The organism is Parvimonas sp. M20, from assembly GCF_035282425.1.
GTDB lineage: Bacteria > Bacillota > Clostridia > Tissierellales > Peptoniphilaceae > Parvimonas.
The window spans coordinates 1-18296 of sequence record NZ_JAYKBQ010000011.1; the positions used below are offsets into that span (position 1 = coordinate 1).

Consider the following 18296-nt stretch of genomic DNA (forward strand, 5'->3'; position numbering starts at 1 on the left):
ACTTCTTCAAAAGCTACTAATGTTGTATCTTTTTCAAAATGTTTAGCATCCACAGTTGTACTTAATTCTACTTCTCCATTTTCTTGTTCTGCTACGAATTCTTTTTCTACTGTTACTTCTTTCCCGTCAACCATGAATGGCTTTCCTGTTTCTTTATCCATCCATACTAACTTAGCTGTATATTTCTTTCCTACTATTAAGTTATTATACTTAACTACATCTGTTAATACTACCTTGTCAGTTGGTTCGTCTTCTTTCTTGTCATTTACTGTTGCCTTTGTCTTTACTGTTGGTTTCTTACGGTCCGTAATTGTAACTTTTCCACCTTCTGATTTTACTATATCATCTTCTGCTACTTTTGTTACTTTTACATTTCCGTCTTTGTCAACTTCAAACTCTATATCTGTTACTGTTAAATATCCTTCAGGTGCTGCTTCTTCATGGAATACATATTTTCCTGCTCTTAATTTTAATTCCTTAGCTGTATCTGTTGATTCCCAAGAAACTGAATTTACACTCTTACCATTTTCACTAATTAAGTTTGTTCCATCTGCTGACTTAACTGTTATCTTTGCTCCAGCTAATTCTTTTCCACCTAAATCTACTTTACTTACTTTTACTGGATGATATTTGTAATCATCTACCATTGTTACAATAGTTGTAGAACCTTCTACTTTTACATTAGTTCCTTCTACTGTTCCATCAGGCTTTACTGTAAACTTAATTGTTGTAGCGAAAGTGTATCCTTCTGGTGCATTTTCTTCTTTAAGTGTATAACTACCAGGCTCAAGAGTTAATTGTTTAGCATTCCCATCTGAAACCCATTCTACTGATGGCACTTTAACTCCATTTTCTTTAATTAGATTTCTACCATCATCTGAGCTTAATTTAATAGTTGCTCCTGGTAATTCTGTTCCATTAATATCAGTTTTTCTAAATTTAAAATCAAATTCCTTAGGTTTATATGTGTTCTTTACATCCATACCTGTAACTTCAGAAGTATATCCTTCAGGTACATTTACTTCTCTTACAGTATAAACTATAGGAATATCCTTCCCATTTTCATCTCGTTTATCTGTTCTGTATTTAGGTAAATCCTTAAATTCATACTTCCATTGTCCATTTTGATCTGGTTTTACTGTTAAAGTCTTTCCTTGTACATCAACTCCATCAGCAACTAATTGAATAGTTACTTGTTCAGGACGAACATTATATCCCTCATCATTTACCCAAGTCTTTTCACCAGAAACACTTGTTAAAATACGTTTATTTTTAATATCTATACCTGTTAACTTATTTGCATTCGGTGTAAATTCCAAGTTTTGACTTGTTGATTCAACTTCATATCCTGGTGGTGTACTAATTTCTTTTAATATATATTTCTTAGTTGGATCCAATGTTTTTGTGGAAATAGCCTCTCCATTTGCTCCTGTAATCATTGTTTCAACTAATTCATTTGTATCTTTAACTCTAATTTCAAATTTCGCTTGAGGAAGTTTAATATTAGGATTAACTGCATCCACTTTTACAATCTTAACTTTCCCCTTATTTCCTTCTCCAGTTCCTCCTGAAGAAGCTGATTGGTATTGGAAAGTTAAATCTTTTGGAGAATCCCAACTAGGTGAAGTTCCTTTAGCATTATTAGTAACTTTAGTTCCAGGAGTATAAGTTGTTTTATAAGTAATAAATAATTGAGCTCCTGTTAAATCTCCAACAGGTTTATCACTTTCCTTCCAGCTTGTAACATTACCATTTGCATCAAAACTTTCTGGAATATGTGGTTTTACATTGCTCAAGTCAACAGTAAAACTCTTCTTATCTGCAGATAACTTAAAATTAGCACCAGGTATCTCTATTTTACCTTTATTTTGACCCAAATTGTTCAAAGATATTGAATATAATTTCAAAGAACCTTCTACAATTGTTTCATTACCTGAAAGTTTATCTTCAATTTTAAGATTAGTTAATTTTCCTGCACTGAAGTTAATTCTTAAAGACCATTTAACTTGATTACTATTACCAGGAATTTCTTCAGCCCATTTTGCAAATTGTTCTGTAGGTTTTCCAATAACTTTTTTAATATTTGCTTTTAGTTCTTTTGCTGTATTTCCAACTACAACTTTAAAAGTATTTACTTGTCCAAATTTAAGCTTCTCTTGAGAAAAATTTGCTTCCAGATGCATTGTCCCTTTAACATTATATTTATCCTTAACATAACTTGTAAATGTAGCTTTAATCTTACCGCCACCACCTGCTCCTGGTGTAACCACTGCTTTGGCAACAACATTCCCTGCATCATCACGCAAATCAAAATTAGTTGCCTCGCTCGTTGTAGGAAAAACCATATTTTCAGGTAAAGTAACCTCAAAATAATCCCCTTCTTTAAGAGTATTATTGTAATGAGACGCATCCCATTTCAATTTAAGTTTAACTTTCTCATAGCCATAATACTCAGATTTTTGATCAACAATAGAAAACTCCGTAACTGTAACATTCGGCTTTACTTCACCTTGTGCATGAATAAAAGCTGAACCAATCGTTTGAAATACCATTGATAAAATCAAAAAACATACTATAAAACCTTTCGATCTTTTTTTCATAAATATCCCCCTTCTAAATCAAATTATTATATCTAAATACACCTAAAAAAATAATTTGATTTTTATTATATTGTTCAATATATGTTTGCTCACACAATTTTATTATATCAAAATTCTAAAACAATGTCTATACATCTTATCTAAAAAAGTTTTATGATGTATGTATTGTCGTTTAATAACATGTTATCTTGCATTTTAATATCCAATTAGTTCTGCTAAATATACGATATTTACAACGATACCTTGTTCTTATATTATTATTGAAAATCTTTAATGTATTTTATCACAAATAGGAATTTTCTTTTAGTTCAACCTTTTGCCTTCACTAACATAACTATTCAGTTTTTATTCGTTTTTTCAGAAAAATTATGCTTAAGCAAGCAACAAAAAAGACGGTTTCAAAAACCGTCCTTAATTTTATAAATTATTTAATAAGTCTAGTAGCTCCAACGAAAGTATTTCCGAAATAACTTCCAAACAGTTTACTAACAATAACACCAGTTCCTGGAGTTGATGCATGAACAAACTTGTTGTTTCCAATGTAAATACCTACGTGACTAATTCTGCCACCACCATTATTAAAGAATACTAAATCTCCTTTTCTTAATTCAGAAGATTTAACTCTAGTACCATAATTAATTTGGCTATATGATGATCTACTTAAAGTAATTCCTACTTGTTTGTAAGCATAATATACTAGTCCTGAACAGTCAAAACCTACATTAGGATTAGCACTTCCCCAAACATACGGTTTACCTACTTGAGCTAAAGCTAGATTAACAACTGTATCCACATCAGCATTACTTGATTGGCTTTCTTGTCTAGATGAATTATTAGAAGAACTTGAATTGTTTTGTTTCTTAGATTTTTCTTCTCTCGGTTGTTGAACTTCAGGTTTCTTTTCAGAAAGATATGATTTCATAACATAACCAGTCTTTCCATTGAAGTTGAATTCAACCCATTCACCCTTATCTATACCATTTACTTTTTCTCCTTTTGATAACACGCCAAGTTTAGATGAACTAGATGATTGATCTGATCTAACATTCAAATTTTCTGTTGCGTAAAGACTAACCTTTTTAACAGGAGCCTTCTTTAGAGTTTCAGCTTTATTTTCTTCTGCTTTCTTTTCTTCAGCAGCTTTTATTTCAGTTTCATTTTTTTCAGGTTCAACTGTTTCCTTTGTTAAAAGTTCAACATCAATAGTTCCAACTTTATCATTCACAGAAACAATAGCCTTCTTATCACCACTCATTTCAACTTTAACGACAGAACCTTTTTCTACTTTAATAGTTTCTTCTTCGTTTTCGCTTAAAACTGGTTTCATTTCAGTAGATTCTTTTACATAATATGAATTTTCTTCTAACTCAGGCATTTTAGTATCTTCTTCACTAACTAAAGAGTATATATTATTATCTTGTTCTAATTTTGCTAATTCTAAAGCGGAAGGAACTTCAAATATCTTATCTGAACTACTGATTAATGATTTATTTACTTCTTCAATACTTGTCCTTTCAATTTTAACTTCTGTCTTGTCTGTTTCATCTGCAAAAGATTTTGATACTGGTAATGCAGTACAAACCAATGCACACAACATAGAAGTTGTTAAAACTTTCTTAATTTTCATAATTACCTCCTAACTCACAAGGACATTTTACAACAAGTATTGAAAAAAGTCAACAAAAAGTTACAAAAAAATTACAAAAGGTTACAAATAAGTTACAAAAATGTTTTTAGGTTCATTTATGTTTCGCATGATATGTTTCACGTGAAACATTTTTACTGTTTTTTATTTAATTCTTTGTTTCACGTGAAACATTTTTATAATTTTTTTTATAATTTTAAATATTATATCTAAAATTATGATATAATAATAGTAGTTTTATACTTGATGATAAAAATAGTAATAAAACAATATAGTTGTATTAAGATACATATTAGAAAGGAATTATGGTAAAAAAGAAAAAACACAAATAATAAGGAAATAAATATGAAAATTTTTGACGTTTTTAGAAAGAAAAGAGAAATGAGAGTAATCTCAGTGTTTAATCAAAAGGGTGGCGTTGGAAAAACAACTACAGTTGTAAATTTAGCGTCAGCTTTGGGTTTTAATAGAAAGAAAGTTTTGGTTATAGATATAGATCCACAAGGAAATTCTACTTCTGGTCTTGGGGTTGAAGATACCGATATAACTATTTATGATGTTTTAACCCATGAAAAAGATATAAATGATACAATTCAAAAGACAAAATCAAAAAATGTTGATATAATCCCCGCTAATTCAGACCTTTGCGGTCTTGAAATCGAACTTTTAAGTGTGGATAAAAAAGAATACTTGTTACAAAGTGAAATAGGGAAGATACCAGCTAATTACGATTTTATTCTAATTGACTGCCCCCCTTCATTGGGAGTTCTTAGTATCAATGCATTAGTTTCTTCACAAAGTGTACTAATTCCAATACAATGTGAATATTATGCTCTTGAGGGTGTGAGTCAGCTAATGAATACTGTTAATCTAATAAGAAAAGGATTAAATCCAGATCTTGAAGTTGAAGGTGTTCTACTTACAATGTATGATTCCAGAAATAATTTATCTGAAGACGTAAAAATTGAAACAGAAAATTATTTTAAGGACAAACTTTTTGATACAGTTATTCCACGAAATATTCGTTTAGCTGAGGCACCAAGTTTTGGAGAGAGTATAATATATTATGATAAAAATTCTAAAGGAGCTATTGCTTATTTATCTTTAGCTAAAGAATTGATTAAGAATAGGAGAAAATAATGAAAAAGAAAGGTCTTGGTAGAGGTCTTGGTTCTCTTTTAAGAGAAGAAGACTTTATTACTGATGAAAATTTATTAACCGTCGACTTAGATAAGTTAATTGCTAGGGAGGATCAGCCTAGAAAAAACTTTGACGATGCAAGTTTGGAAGAATTAGCTAATTCCATAAAGACAGACGGAGTTATTCAGCCGATTGTAGTTAGAAAAGTTGATGATAAATACGAAATAATTGCTGGTGAGCGTAGATTTAGAGCATCTAAATTAGCAGGATTAGAAAAAGTACCTGTAGTAGTAAAGAATGTTACAGATAGAAAAGCAAGAGAACTTGCTTTGGTAGAAAATATTCAAAGAGAGGACTTAAATCCAATTGAAGAAGCTATTTCTTTAAAAACTCTGATGGAAGAATATAAGCTTACACAACAGGAGCTTTCAGATATAATTGGAAAGAGCAGATCTTATATTGCAAATAATCTAAGGCTTCTTAATCTATCTGATTATATTAAGGAATATTTGATTCGTGGAGAATTAAGTCCAAGTCAAGGAAGAACACTACTTTCCTTAGAAACTGAAGAAGAAAGAAAAAAATACCTTGATAAACTGCTTGTTAAAGAAGTAAATATAAGAGATGTTGAGAAAAAAGCTAAACAAAGTAAAAATAAGAATGATGATATTTTTATAAAAGATATTTGTGAAAGATTAACAGAAGTTTTGGATGCAAAAGTTAAAATCCATTCAAAGAAAAAAGGTGGTCAAATAGAAATAAGCTATTTAAACGAAGCAGATTTACAACGAATAATAGATAGTTTAATGAATATATATAATTTGGAGTAATAATATGATTTATGTAGATAATGCTGCTACCACTTTTCCTAAGCCTAAAATAGTAACTGACAAGATAATGGAATGTTCTTTAGGTTATGCTGGAAACCCCGGACGTAGTGGCCATAAACTTGCTATGAAAATGGATTTAGAAATTTATGAGACGAGAGAAAAGATCTGTAAACTAATTAATGGAACAGAACCTCTTAATGTAATTTTCACTTTTAATGCTACAGATAGTTTAAATATAGCAATAAAGGGAGTTCTAGAAAAAGGAAATCATGTAATAACAACATCAATGGAGCATAATTCCGTTCTAAGACCACTTAATCAACTAAGAAAAGATGAAATAATTGATTTGTCCATTGTATATGCAGATAAACAAGGTTATGTAAATCCACAAAAGATTTTTGATGCAGTAACCCCTGAAACTAAGATGATAGTAACTACTCATATGTCCAATGTATTTGGAACTATTGTAGATATAAAGAGTATTGGAGAATTTTGTAAGGAAAATAATATTCTTTATCTTGTAGATGCAGCTCAATCCATAGGTGTTTTGGATATTGATGTTCAAGATATGAATATTGACTTGCTTGCATTTCCAGGTCATAAGGCTCTTTTTGGACCAATGGGAACAGGTGCTCTATATATAAAGGAAGGAATTAAAGTAAAACCTTTAAGGCAAGGTGGAACAGGAAGTTATTCTCATAGCATCGACCAACCCGATTTATATCCGGACAGTTTAGAGAGTGGAACTCCAAACGGTGTTGGAATAATTGCTTTAGGGAAAGGAATTGACTTTATGAATGAAGTAGGTATTGATAATATAAGAAATCATGAAATTAGTTTGAAAAATCATTTTATAGATTTACTAAAGGATAATGATGATATTATACTATATGGAACTTTAGATGATAGACAAGGTGCTGTTGTAAGTTTAAATGTAAAGGATATGGATAGCTCGGAAGTTTCCTATATATTAAGTGATGAATTTGACATTTATACAAGACCTGGTTTTCATTGTGCACCTCTTGCTCATAAGAGCTTAGGTACTGATGAACTTGGAGCGATAAGATTTAGCTTCGGATATTTTAATACAATAAAAGAAGTTGAAGAATGTGTAAATGCTTTAAAAATAATAATAGAAAGGATTAAAAAGTAGTGACTTCAATGATAGAATTTTTAAATTCACATTCAGGAATATTTTTAATTATAGTGTTATTTGGCTTAATTTTTATATCTTATCAATTCAGTCAAATAAATAAAAAACTTAGCTTTCAAAAGAGAAAATATGATATGCTTTTGAGGGGTAGAGGTGATTTGAATATGGGAGAATTAATTCAAGCTCAATCTAATGATATTTCTGAAATGGATAAGAAAGTGCAAGAACTTGCTTATGAAGTGGAAAAAGCAAAGAATAATTTTGCCATGCCTATTCAAAAAATTGGTTTCGTAAAATATGATGCTTTCCACGATTTAAAAAATAAACTGTCTTATTCAATAGCATTATTAGATGGTTTTAATGATGGTTTATTACTAACTACTATTTATGGTAGAGAAAGCTGTATAACTTATGCAAAAGAAGTAAAATCAGGCTCTGTAAAGCAAGAATTGTCAAAAGAAGAATTTGAGGCATTAAGGATGGCATTAGAAAAATAATGAGAAAATTGATGTTTATTTTAAATCCGAATGCATCAGGTTTTAAAAAATTTGACTTTAAAGAAGGTATAGAAAATTATCTAAAAAATAAGAACTTAGATTTTGAGTATGAAATTAAATGTTCAACAAAAGAAGGTGAATCCATTTTAATTGCTGAAAATGCAGTTAAAGATGGTTTTAATGAATTAATCGCAGTTGGTGGAGATGGAACTATCAACGAAGTTGGCGATGTGGCTATAAAAAACAATTTAAAACTTGGTGTAATTCCTGCGGGTACTGGAAATGACTATATGAACAGCCTAAATGAATCCTGTAATTTTGTAATTTGTATGGAGAGAATTATAAGGGGAAGTACAATACTTGTTGATTATGGCTCATTTTTAGACAAGTCATTTTTCAATATCGCATCTGTAGGTTTTGATGCAGAAGTTAATGAATATGCCGTAAAAGTAAAAAAAATCATTAAAAGTGGTTTTGCTTATAAAATAGCGATAGCTTTAGCTCTATTTCATCACAAGAGAAAGAGATATAAATTAATTATTGACGATGTTGAATATGAGGATGACTATTTTCTAATAGCCATAGGTATTGGAAGTAAATATGGTGGAAAAATTAATATTTTGCCATATGCCGATATGCAAGATGGACTTCTGGATATCTGTGCTATTAGATATAAATCAAAATTTGATATAATTAAAAAGATAAAGACAATTGTAAATGCAACTCATGTAAATGAGGATATAACTTCTTGCTTCAAAGCAAAGAAAATCAAAGTTATTTCAAAGAATGTCGAGATTAACTTTGACGGAGAATATATGTCCGGAGTTGATGATGTTGAATTTATAGTAAATGATAAAAAAGTAGAATTAATAATGTAGGGGGTAATTATGAATATTTTTGAAGAATTAACAGCAAAGATTAAGGGAACAAATAAAAGAATTGTATTTCCTGAAGGAGAAGATAAGAGAGTTTTGGGTGCTTGTGTTAGATTAAAAAAAGACGGTTTAGTAACTCCAATAATTTTAGGAAATGTTGAAGAAATCAAAAAAACTGCAAAAGAATTAAATGTTTGTGTCGATGATATTGAAATCATTGATCCTTTAAAAGCAGAAGATTTTGATGAATTAGTTGAAAAATTTGTTGAACGTAGAAAAGACAAAAACACAAAAGAAGAAGCTGAAACATTTTTAAAAGATGTAAATTACTATGGAACAATGATGGTACAAGTTGGAAAAGCTGACGGAATGGTTAGTGGAGCTATTCATTCAACAGGAGATACAGTAAGACCTGCTCTACAAATTGTAAAGACTAAACCAAATGTTTCAAGAACAAGCGGAGCAATGGTTATGCTTGGAAAAAATGGTGAAAGATATGTATTCGCAGACATTGCTATCAATATCACTTTAGAAGCAAAGGAATTAGCTGAAATTGCCGTTGAAACTGCAAAAACTGCTGAATTATTTGGCATAGATCCAAAAGTGGCAATGCTTAGCTTCTCAACAAAAGGCTCTGCAAAACACGAACTTTCTCAAAAAGTTGCAGATGCTACACAAATGGCGAAAGAATTGGCACCTGATTTAGCATTGGACGGAGAATTACAATTTGACGCTGCAATAGTTCCATCAGTAGGGGAACAAAAGGCAAAAGGTTCGAAGGTTGCAGGACATACAAATGTATTTATCTTCCCGGATTTACAATCGGGAAATATAGGATACAAAATTGCACAAAGACTTGGAGGTTTTGAAGCAATAGGGCCAATCCTACAAGGACTTAATAAACCTATTTCAGACCTTTCAAGAGGTTGTAATGAAGAAGATGTTTACAAACTTGCAGTAATTACCGCTGCACAAAGTATTTAATATATTTTTGAAAAACAAAACCGACATGGTTTTGTTTTTTTGTGGGAAAATTATGATATAATTATCTCATAGAAATATATTTTTAGGGAGGAAAGAAACAATGATACCTTTTATTTTTACTGCTGCAATTATATTTATAATAATTATATCTATAAATACTTGGAAAAGAGATGAATTATCACAAGAATCAAATAAAGATATAGAAAAAGAAAAAGAAATGGAAATGGATAAACAAGTTCAAAAGAAATCAAGTTCAATAATAAAATCTGAAAATAATAATTATAGATCTTATTCTGAAGTAACTATCTCACCGTACCAAAAAGCTTGTAACATTGTAAACTATTATGAAAAGAGAATTAGTACTTTGGATGATAATATTGAAAATTTGAAAGAGAATATAGAAAAGAAAAATGATGAAATCAAAGAAATAAAAGATAAAATTAAAGAATCCAAAGAAGAAATACAAGAATATACAGATGATATAGAGTTAAATATAGATGAACTTGAAGAAGTTAAAGAAAATTTAAAAGAAGCAGAAAAAAATAATAATGTTAAATTAATAGAAGAATTAAAAAATGACATTGAAGAAAAGGAATTTGATATTGAATATAATAATGATATGATAGAATCTTGTAAATTGGATATAGAACTTTATAATGATGAAATTGAAAATTTACAATTTGAAATTGAAGAAATTAAAACTTCTATAAAAGAAAATGAAAATGATATAAAAAACTATAAAGATACAATAGAAGATTATGAACAACAAAAGAAAGAATATTTAGAATTTGATGATGACGAAGATGATGACGAAGATGAAGAATATGAGGACTATAACTGGAGTTGTGATATAAATTATCATACATTTAAAGGTAATATTTATAGTAATAAAAAAAATTTATCTTATGAAGATTACATTACTGTTAGTGGTAGTTTTGAAACTTATATAGTAGGTAATACCTATGAAGGTAGACAAGAAAAATTTGAAAAGTATGTTGAAGATACTTATGGAAGTCTATTTTTTAGGATAAATGAAATAGGTACAATATACTTAGAATCAGACCCAGATAATCCTTATGATAAAAACGCTATAAAAGTAATGCATAATGAAATAGGACAATTGGGTTATATTCCAAAAGAACAAACTAAATATATCAGAAAATTTTGCCCATTAGATAAAATGAAAATATATTTTTATGCAAAATACAATAATGATGCTAATAAATTCTATACCAATTTATATCTTGTTAATAATGAAAATGGTAGATGTGGAATAGAGATGAGAAAGAGATATAAAGATGATGATGATAATTATATTAATGTAGATTATAAAATCTAAATCTATAAATCGATTTGGAGGTGAGTTTATGGAATGCTTGGATACTTCTTTTTTACAAAATGATGAAATAAAATTAGTTTTAGATAAATTTTATTCAGGAAATTTAGCTATTAACTGGGTTCCCGCCTATAGCTTTTATATATGCGACTTAAAAGGAAATAAAATGGGGAAATGTGATTTGAGAATTGGATATAGCGAAGGTCTATATTATGGTGGAAATATAGGATATACAATTTACGAAGAATACAGAGGTCATCACTATTCAGCAAAAGCCTGTAAACTCCTTTTTGAACTAGCAAAAAAGCATGACATGGAATATTTGTATATCACTACAAATCCCGATAACCACGCTTCAAATAAGATATGTGAATACCTAAATGGAGAGTTTTTAGGCATCTTTGAATTGCCCGAAGATAATGATATGAGAATAAACGACAATGAAACACATAAATGTATCTATAAATTTGTTTTACTTTAACTAAAATAATAATTATGCTATACTTATTTAAAAGAATTTTAAGATAAAATACTCAAAGGAGTGATATTTTTGAAAATTTTAATTGTCGAAGATGATGAAAATATATTTGAAATGCTGAAAAAGGAACTTTTGCTTTGGAATTATGAAGTAAAGGGGATTTCAAATTTCAATCAAATAGTCGAAGAATTTGTGGAATACCAACCACATTTGGTTTTAATGGATATTATGTTGCCATATAATAATGGTTATTTTTGGTGTGAGGAAATTCGTAAACATTCAAATGTTCCAATTATTTTCATTTCTTCAAAGAGTGAAAATATCGATATTGTAATGGGTATTCAATTCGGAGCTGACGACTATATAACTAAGCCGATAGATTTCAATGTAACTTTGGCAAAAATCAAAGCAATCTTAAGAAGAAGCTATGATTTTACAAAGGACTTTGAATTTTTAAGTTTTGCAAATGTATTTTTATATATGGATAAAAATATCATTAAATATAATGACAACGAAATTTCCCTTACAAATACGGAAACAATGATTTTGGAAACTCTTTTTAAAGCCAAAGGAGGAGTTGCTTCAAGGGAGTCAATTATGGAAAAATGTTGGCATGGAGATGATTATATTGACGACAACACTTTGGCGGTCAATATAACAAGACTTAGAAAAAAATTTGCAGATATTAGTTTAAATGATTTTATCCAAACCAAAAAGGGAAGCGGATATTATCTAAATTCTAAAATGGAGTAAAAATGGATAAATTTAAAAATTATATTTCAAAAATTTTACCTATTACGGTAACAACTTTTTTTATATTATCAGTATTCTGGGTTGTTTTTTTGCTTATGAATTTAAGCTCTGAAAGTTACTTTTTAGCTTTCGAAATAGTGCTTTTTTTCTATATTATATACCTGGTATTCATGGCATTTTTAACTAAAAAAGAGGAAAAACTAAAAAGTCAGATACTAGAGCTTGAAGAAGCTAATTTAAATTTAAGAAATGACTTTTTGGCAAAGGAAAAAGAATTACAAGAGTATTTTTTAATTTGGATTCATCAGATTAAAACTCCAATAACTGCAGGTAAATTAATCTGCGATGGCGATATTGAAAATGAAAATGTAAAAAATATAAAAAAAGAGTTGATTTATATTGAAGACTATACCAATATGGCTTTAAGCTATCTTAAAATGGCTAATCACAATACGGATATGGATATATCACTTGTGAATTTAGACGATATTATTAATCCTTTAATCAAAAAATATGCCATTCTCTTTATTTCAAACAATATAAAACTTGAATACAAAAAGCTGAATGTAAAAGTAATTACTGACAGCAAATGGTGTATGGTAGTAATTGAACAACTATTATCAAATGCAATAAAATATACAAAAAATGGCATTGTTTCAATAACTTTTAATGAAAAAGAAAATTATCTCGAAATAAAAGACAACGGAATCGGAATTAAAGAATCGGATCTTCCGAAAATTTTTGATAAGGGATATTCAGGCTTTAATGGAAGACAAAATCAAAAATCAACGGGAATAGGGCTGTTTTTAGTTAAACAAATTTTGGATAAACTCGGACAAAAAGTTAAATTGGAATCAAAATTAGACGAAGGAACAAGCGTAAAAGTCTATTTTAATATAGATTAGGAGAAAATTATGGAAAAAGATATTTTTGAAGAATATATTAAACATACAGAACCTGAAAAGAAAGAAAAAGCTTATGCTTGGAGTATCGGTATCGGACTTCAAGATGTTGACGGAATTAAGCCTTCAAAATATTTAATTGAAACTGCGAAACAAAATATTGAGGGAGAAATATCCTTAGAGCAAGCTGAAAAAATGATTACTGCTTATTATGAGGAAAAACCTAGCAGAAACGAAGATAGAAATAAGGAAGCTGACGAAGTAGCTTTACGAATTACAAGAATTATTACAGAACCCGCTTTTTCTTTTACACCAAATGAATATTTATCCATTCACTACAGACTATTTAAAGGGATTTACTCTCATGCAGGACAAATAAGAGAATATAATATCACGAAAAAAGAATGGATTTTAAATGAAAAAAGTGTAACTTATGGAAGTTTTAGCGAACTTTTTAAAACTCTGGAATATGATTTATCTCAAGAAAAAAGTTTTAATTACAAAAATTTGAATATGGATGAGATAATAAAGCATTTAGCTCTTTTTGTGTCAAAACTATGGCAAATACATGTTTTTGCAGAGGGAAATACAAGAACAACTGCTGTTTTCTTTATAAAATATCTTAAAACTCTTGGCTTTGAAGTTGGAAATGAATTATTTTCAGAACATTCTTGGTATTTTAGAAATGCATTGGTTAGGGCGAATTACAATGATTTAAAAAATGGTGTTTTTGAGACTACAGAATTTTTAGAAAAATTTTTAAGAAATTTATCACTTGGTGAAAAAAATATATTAAAAAATAGAGATTTGCATATATAGGAAAAACAAATGGAAATTAAAAGAATTACAGAATACAATAATCCCTTATTTTCACAAATTGTTTTAAATCAAAGGGGAGCCTTTTTAATTGACGAAGAACCTTATGAAATTGAAATAATTTCTAGTGATAGTGCCTTAGTTAGAGGAAAAAATAGAGAAAATTTTAAAAAACTTATTGAGTATTTTAGATATTATTCTCCACATATAAATAATTTTTTTGATGAAAATAATAAAAAAATTATTTCTTTTGAAAAGAAGCCAGCTTTAACTTTAGAAGTAGATAAAATTCAACCATCTCAATTTTATATTGATGAAGATAAAGTAAATGCACTCGAAAATTTTATTAAAAATTCTAAGGATATTGTAATTCAAGTTGTAAAATCCGATGACGGATATATCTGCGTTGATGGTCATACGAGGCTATTTATTGCTTTTTTAAAGAATTTTAAAACTGTTCATGCCATAGAAACTGAGTTTGACAATGATACCAACTACTTTGTTTCTCAGACAAAGAAAAGAAATATCTTTACAATAAAAGACTTAAAACTTGTATCTCATAGTGATTATAAAAATTTGTGGATTGATTTTTGTGATAGCTATTTTAATATAGATTAGGAGAATTTTATGTTTTATAATGAAATATTCGATAAAAATATTTTTAATTCTAAACTTGCAATTGCATATAGTTTTTCGAAGATTGGTGATTATTATATTTTACAATCGGATATTGATGTGGAAAATTTTAATGTGATTGTTAAAATAGGAAAAGACTTCTTTGAGGTAAATGTTATTGAATTACCTTTTAATGAGGAATATATTTTGTTTAATGTTTCAGACAGCAAAGGTAAATTCGTTTCAAAAATTAGAAAAAAAGTTAATGAACTTATTGAAGATATTGTAAAAAGCTGTTTTACATCTTTGGATTATAGAAAATTATTACTAGACTATGTAAAGGAAAAATACGGAACAATTCCTGAAGAGCCTTGGGAAGATAATAATCATGCAACAATAAAGACAACTAATACTAAAAAATGGTATGGAATTTTTATGTCTATTCCTTACAAGACTTTGGGTTTGGAGAAAAGCGGAAAGATTGATGTTTTAAATGTAAAACTTAATCCTGAACTTATAGAAAGTATGATTGATAAAAAGCATTTTTTCCCTGCCTATCATATGAATAAAAAATACTGGATTTCAATTGTTTTGGATTCAGATACGGATTTGAATTTGGTTAAGAGCTTAATTGACGAGAGTTTTAAATTAGTCGAAAAAGCGAAAGACTAATGGGAATTTTATACCCAACATTTCAATAACCTTACAAAATTGTAAGGTTATTTTTGTTTTTGTAATATTAGATAAATGTTTGGCGTAAAAATTTTTGCTAAAATATTATTGTAAACGAAAATAATATTTTTTGGAGGTAATTATGAATATATTAGATGTTAAAAATTTAAAAAAGATTTATGGAGGAATGGGACGTGTAAAGACTGAAGCCCTTAGAGATGTGAATTTTTCCGTTGAAAAAGGAGAATTTATAGCTGTTATGGGAGAGTCAGGAAGTGGTAAAACTACTCTTTTAAATATAATAGCAACATTGGATAAGGCAACTGAAGGATCAGTTTTTATTGGAGGAAAGAATGTAAATTCTTTAAGCAATTCAGAAGTTGCAAGTTTTAGACGTGAAAAGTTGGGCTTTGTTTTCCAAGATTTTAATTTATTGGACTCTTTCTCAAACAGAGACAATATTTATCTTCCACTTGTTTTATCAGATGTAAAACCAGCAGTAATGAATGAAAAAGTGGGAGAGATTGCTCCTCTTTTAAAGATAAGTGAAGTTTTAGATAAATATCCTTACCAAATTTCAGGTGGACAAAAACAAAGAGTTGCAATCGCTAGAGCAATTATAACTAAACCTGATTTACTTCTTGCAGATGAACCTACAGGAGCATTAGACTCAAAATCTGCTGATATAGTTATGAAAACTTTCTGCGATATAAATAACAGTGGACAAACAGTTTTAATGGTTACTCACTCTGTAAAATGTGCTGCTTTTGCAAAAAGAGTAATTTTCATAAAAGATGGTAGAGTTTATCACGAAATTTATAAAGGAAGTGACGACAACTTAACTTTTGCTGAAAAAATAAATCAAGCTCAAATCATGTTAAACGGGGTGAATAACTATGAAAAGTAAAATGGCTTCAAAATTTGCTTTTAGAAATATGAAGGCGAATGCTTTGCTTTTAACTCCATTTTTAATAGCAAGTAGTATTATGGGAACTCTATTTTTCGTAATGGCTTCCCTTGGACAAAATCATTATATAGAAAAAAATCATGAATATGTAGCAATCCTTATAAAATTTGGAATTTTTATAGTTGGAATTTTCACATTTATATTTATCCTATATGCCAACAGCTTTTTAGCTAAGAGGAGAAATAAGGAATTTGCCCTATATGGTATTTTAGGTTTAGAGAAAAAACATATTGCTAAAATTATTTCAATAGAATATATACTAAACTTTTTGACAGTTAGTTTCTTTTCAATAACAGGTGGATTTGTTCTTGGAAAATTGGCTTTTATTCTGCTTAATAGAATAACTAAAAATATGACTGCAAAAATAATGGACTATAATTTTTCAATTTCTTCTGCAATATTGACTTTAATATTCTTAGCTATAATATTTATATTGATATATTTAACAATGGTATTTAAGATTGGAAAATCAACTCCTATAGAACTTCTTTCAAAGCAAAAAAAGGCAGAAGGAGAGCCAAAGAGTAAATTTATCCTTGGAACTTTAGGCTTTATAATTCTGTGTGTAGGATACTATCTTTCAGTTACTTCAAAGGGGAATCTCAGTAGCTTTTTTACATTTTTTCCTGCAGTTATTGCTGTAATAATTGGAACTTATCTAGTATTTATTGCATTTAGTATTTTGATTTTAAAAATGCTAAAAAGAAAGAGAAATTTATATTACAAAGCAAAAAATTTCCTTTCAATATCAGGAATGTTATACAGAATGAAATCAAATGCAGTTTCACTTGCAAGTATTACACTTCTTTCAACTTCAATTATAGTTACTTTAGCAACAACATTGACTATAAATTCGAGTATAAAAGATCTTACAGATTCTATCCATCCTAATGATTTTTATTTATCATCCTCAGTAACAGGAAATAATAAAGATATACTCGAAAATGGAGAAGAAAGAAAAAAAGAAATCTTAAATATTTTAAACAAAGCATTAAAAGAAGATGAAAAAATTAAAAATTTAACAGTCAAAAAGACTATAATGAATCCTGTAATAAATGAAAATGGAAAGATTACTCCTTTGGGTAAAAGACGTGCATTATCATCATTTTTAATTATCGAAACATTAGAAGATTTTAATAGAAACAACAATACTAATTATACTCTTAATGATGGTGAGTTGTTATATTCCACTAACTCAAAAAATCTTAAAGATTATGAAAGCTTGGATTTCGCTGGAAAAAATTATAAATTAGTAAAAGTAAAAAACTTATTTCCTATGAGCATATCTGCTGAAGGAATGATAATTATTGTAAAAGATAATGAAACTTTTGTCAAAATGTTAGAAGAATATACTTTTAATTATAATGAAAAACAATTAAAATATAACCTAGATTATAATTTTGATTTAGACTCTGCTGATAAAGAAGCTTTTTATACGAGATTACAAATAGATTATAACATATTTGTTCAACAAAAAGATGTATTTAGTCATTCTTTGTCTTCAAAAACTGAAGTTGATGCTTTCGCTTATGAATTAAATGGTGGTCTATTATTTTTCGGAATGATAGTTGCGTTAATTTTCATAACAGGGACAGTCTTAATCACATACTATAAACAAATTTCTGAAGGCTTTGAAGATAAACAAAGTTACCATATAATGAAAAATGTAGGACTTCCAGACTCAATTATCAAAAAGAGCCTTAGAGTACAAATACTGTGGATTTTTTTCCTACCACTTGTTATAGCAACAATTCACTCAATATTTGCTTTCCCAATCCTATACAATATACTTGGAGGACTTGGTTTCCAAAATATAAGAATTTTCACAATTAGTTTTGCTACAATTGTACTTAGCTTTTCAGTAATTTACTTTATAATATACTCAATAACTTCAAGAGTTTACTATAAGATTATAAGATAGAAATACTAATGATACTAATAAAAAAATCACTGTTTTACGCAGTGATTTTTTTATTATTATTGTAAAACAACAAGTTTCTTGGGTGCTATCCAAATGGAAAGTATAATGGAAG

17 protein-coding genes are annotated in these 18296 nt (G+C 28.6%); 15 read left to right on the forward strand and 2 right to left on the reverse strand.

The features are described 5' to 3' along the window. Together VJI93_RS05680 and VJI93_RS05685 are read right to left on the reverse strand one after the other, a co-directional pair. Nucleotides 1-2600 (reverse strand): SpaA isopeptide-forming pilin-related protein (locus tag VJI93_RS05680; RefSeq protein WP_323999842.1); only part of this gene is annotated, 2600 nt, incomplete at its 3' end. A 424-nt stretch (nt 2601-3024) separates the two neighbouring features. Next, a complete protein-coding gene (locus tag VJI93_RS05685; protein ID WP_323999843.1) occupies nt 3025-4227 on the reverse strand; it encodes a C40 family peptidase in 1203 nt (400 codons plus the stop codon). Between the two features lie 363 nt (nt 4228-4590). Between VJI93_RS05685 and VJI93_RS05690 the strand changes: the two genes are divergently transcribed. From VJI93_RS05690 to VJI93_RS05760, 15 genes are all read left to right on the forward strand, one after another. Beyond that, on the forward strand, nt 4591-5385 hold the full coding sequence (locus tag VJI93_RS05690) for a ParA family protein (RefSeq protein WP_323999844.1): 795 nt from the start codon (nt 4591-4593) through the stop codon (nt 5383-5385). Further along, the gene (locus VJI93_RS05695; RefSeq protein ID WP_323999845.1) at nt 5385-6215 is read left to right on the forward strand and encodes a ParB/RepB/Spo0J family partition protein; all 831 of its coding nucleotides are present in this window, start codon (nt 5385-5387) and stop codon (nt 6213-6215) included. Before VJI93_RS05690 ends, VJI93_RS05695 begins: the two co-directional genes overlap by 1 nt. 4 nt (nt 6216-6219) lie before the next feature. After that, nucleotides 6220-7368: an aminotransferase class V-fold PLP-dependent enzyme gene (locus VJI93_RS05700; RefSeq protein WP_323999846.1), complete on the forward strand. Its 1149-nt coding sequence runs from the start codon at nt 6220-6222 to the stop codon at nt 7366-7368. Nucleotides 7369-7376: 8 nt separating this feature from the next. After that, entirely contained in the window at nt 7377-7865 is a 489-nt protein-coding gene (locus VJI93_RS05705; RefSeq protein WP_323999847.1) for a DUF4446 family protein, read from the forward strand. Beyond that, nucleotides 7865-8743 carry a diacylglycerol/lipid kinase family protein gene (locus tag VJI93_RS05710; protein ID WP_323999848.1) on the forward strand — a complete coding sequence of 293 codons (879 nt, stop codon included), beginning with the start codon at nt 7865-7867 and terminating at the stop codon, nt 8741-8743. Before VJI93_RS05705 ends, VJI93_RS05710 begins: the two co-directional genes overlap by 1 nt. Nucleotides 8744-8752: 9 nt before the next feature. Continuing rightward, the gene (gene pta / locus VJI93_RS05715; RefSeq protein ID WP_323999849.1) at nt 8753-9724 is read left to right on the forward strand and encodes a phosphate acetyltransferase; all 972 of its coding nucleotides are present in this window, start codon (nt 8753-8755) and stop codon (nt 9722-9724) included. A gap of 100 nt (nt 9725-9824) precedes the next feature. Then, nucleotides 9825-11063 (forward strand): HIRAN domain-containing protein, encoded by a 1239-nt coding sequence (locus VJI93_RS05720; protein WP_323999850.1) that lies wholly within the window; start codon nt 9825-9827, stop codon nt 11061-11063. Nucleotides 11064-11091: 28 nt separating this feature from the next. Beyond that, nucleotides 11092-11541, forward strand: coding sequence for a GNAT family N-acetyltransferase (locus tag VJI93_RS05725; protein ID WP_323999851.1), 450 nt, complete (start codon nt 11092-11094; stop codon nt 11539-11541). 69 nt (nt 11542-11610) lie between these two features. Next, nucleotides 11611-12291, forward strand: a complete 681-nt coding sequence (locus VJI93_RS05730; RefSeq protein ID WP_323999852.1) for a response regulator transcription factor — start codon at nt 11611-11613, stop codon at nt 12289-12291. Between the two features lie 2 nt (nt 12292-12293). Continuing rightward, the gene (locus VJI93_RS05735; RefSeq protein WP_323999853.1) at nt 12294-13196 is read left to right on the forward strand and encodes a sensor histidine kinase; all 903 of its coding nucleotides are present in this window, start codon (nt 12294-12296) and stop codon (nt 13194-13196) included. Between the two features lie 9 nt (nt 13197-13205). Further along, nucleotides 13206-14012, forward strand: coding sequence for a Fic family protein (locus VJI93_RS05740; protein ID WP_323999855.1), 807 nt, complete (start codon nt 13206-13208; stop codon nt 14010-14012). A 9-nt stretch (nt 14013-14021) separates the two neighbouring features. Then, complete coding sequence (locus tag VJI93_RS05745) at nt 14022-14627, forward strand: hypothetical protein (protein WP_323999856.1); 606 nt, start codon at nt 14022-14024, stop codon at nt 14625-14627. Between the two features lie 9 nt (nt 14628-14636). Beyond that, a complete protein-coding gene (locus VJI93_RS05750; RefSeq protein ID WP_323999858.1) occupies nt 14637-15296 on the forward strand; it encodes an MmcQ/YjbR family DNA-binding protein in 660 nt (219 codons plus the stop codon). Between the two features lie 142 nt (nt 15297-15438). Continuing rightward, entirely contained in the window at nt 15439-16203 is a 765-nt protein-coding gene (locus tag VJI93_RS05755; RefSeq protein WP_323999859.1) for an ABC transporter ATP-binding protein, read from the forward strand. Further along, entirely contained in the window at nt 16193-18184 is a 1992-nt protein-coding gene (locus VJI93_RS05760) for an FtsX-like permease family protein (RefSeq protein ID WP_323999860.1), read from the forward strand. Before VJI93_RS05755 ends, VJI93_RS05760 begins: the two co-directional genes overlap by 11 nt. Nucleotides 18185-18296: the final 112 nt, after the last annotated feature.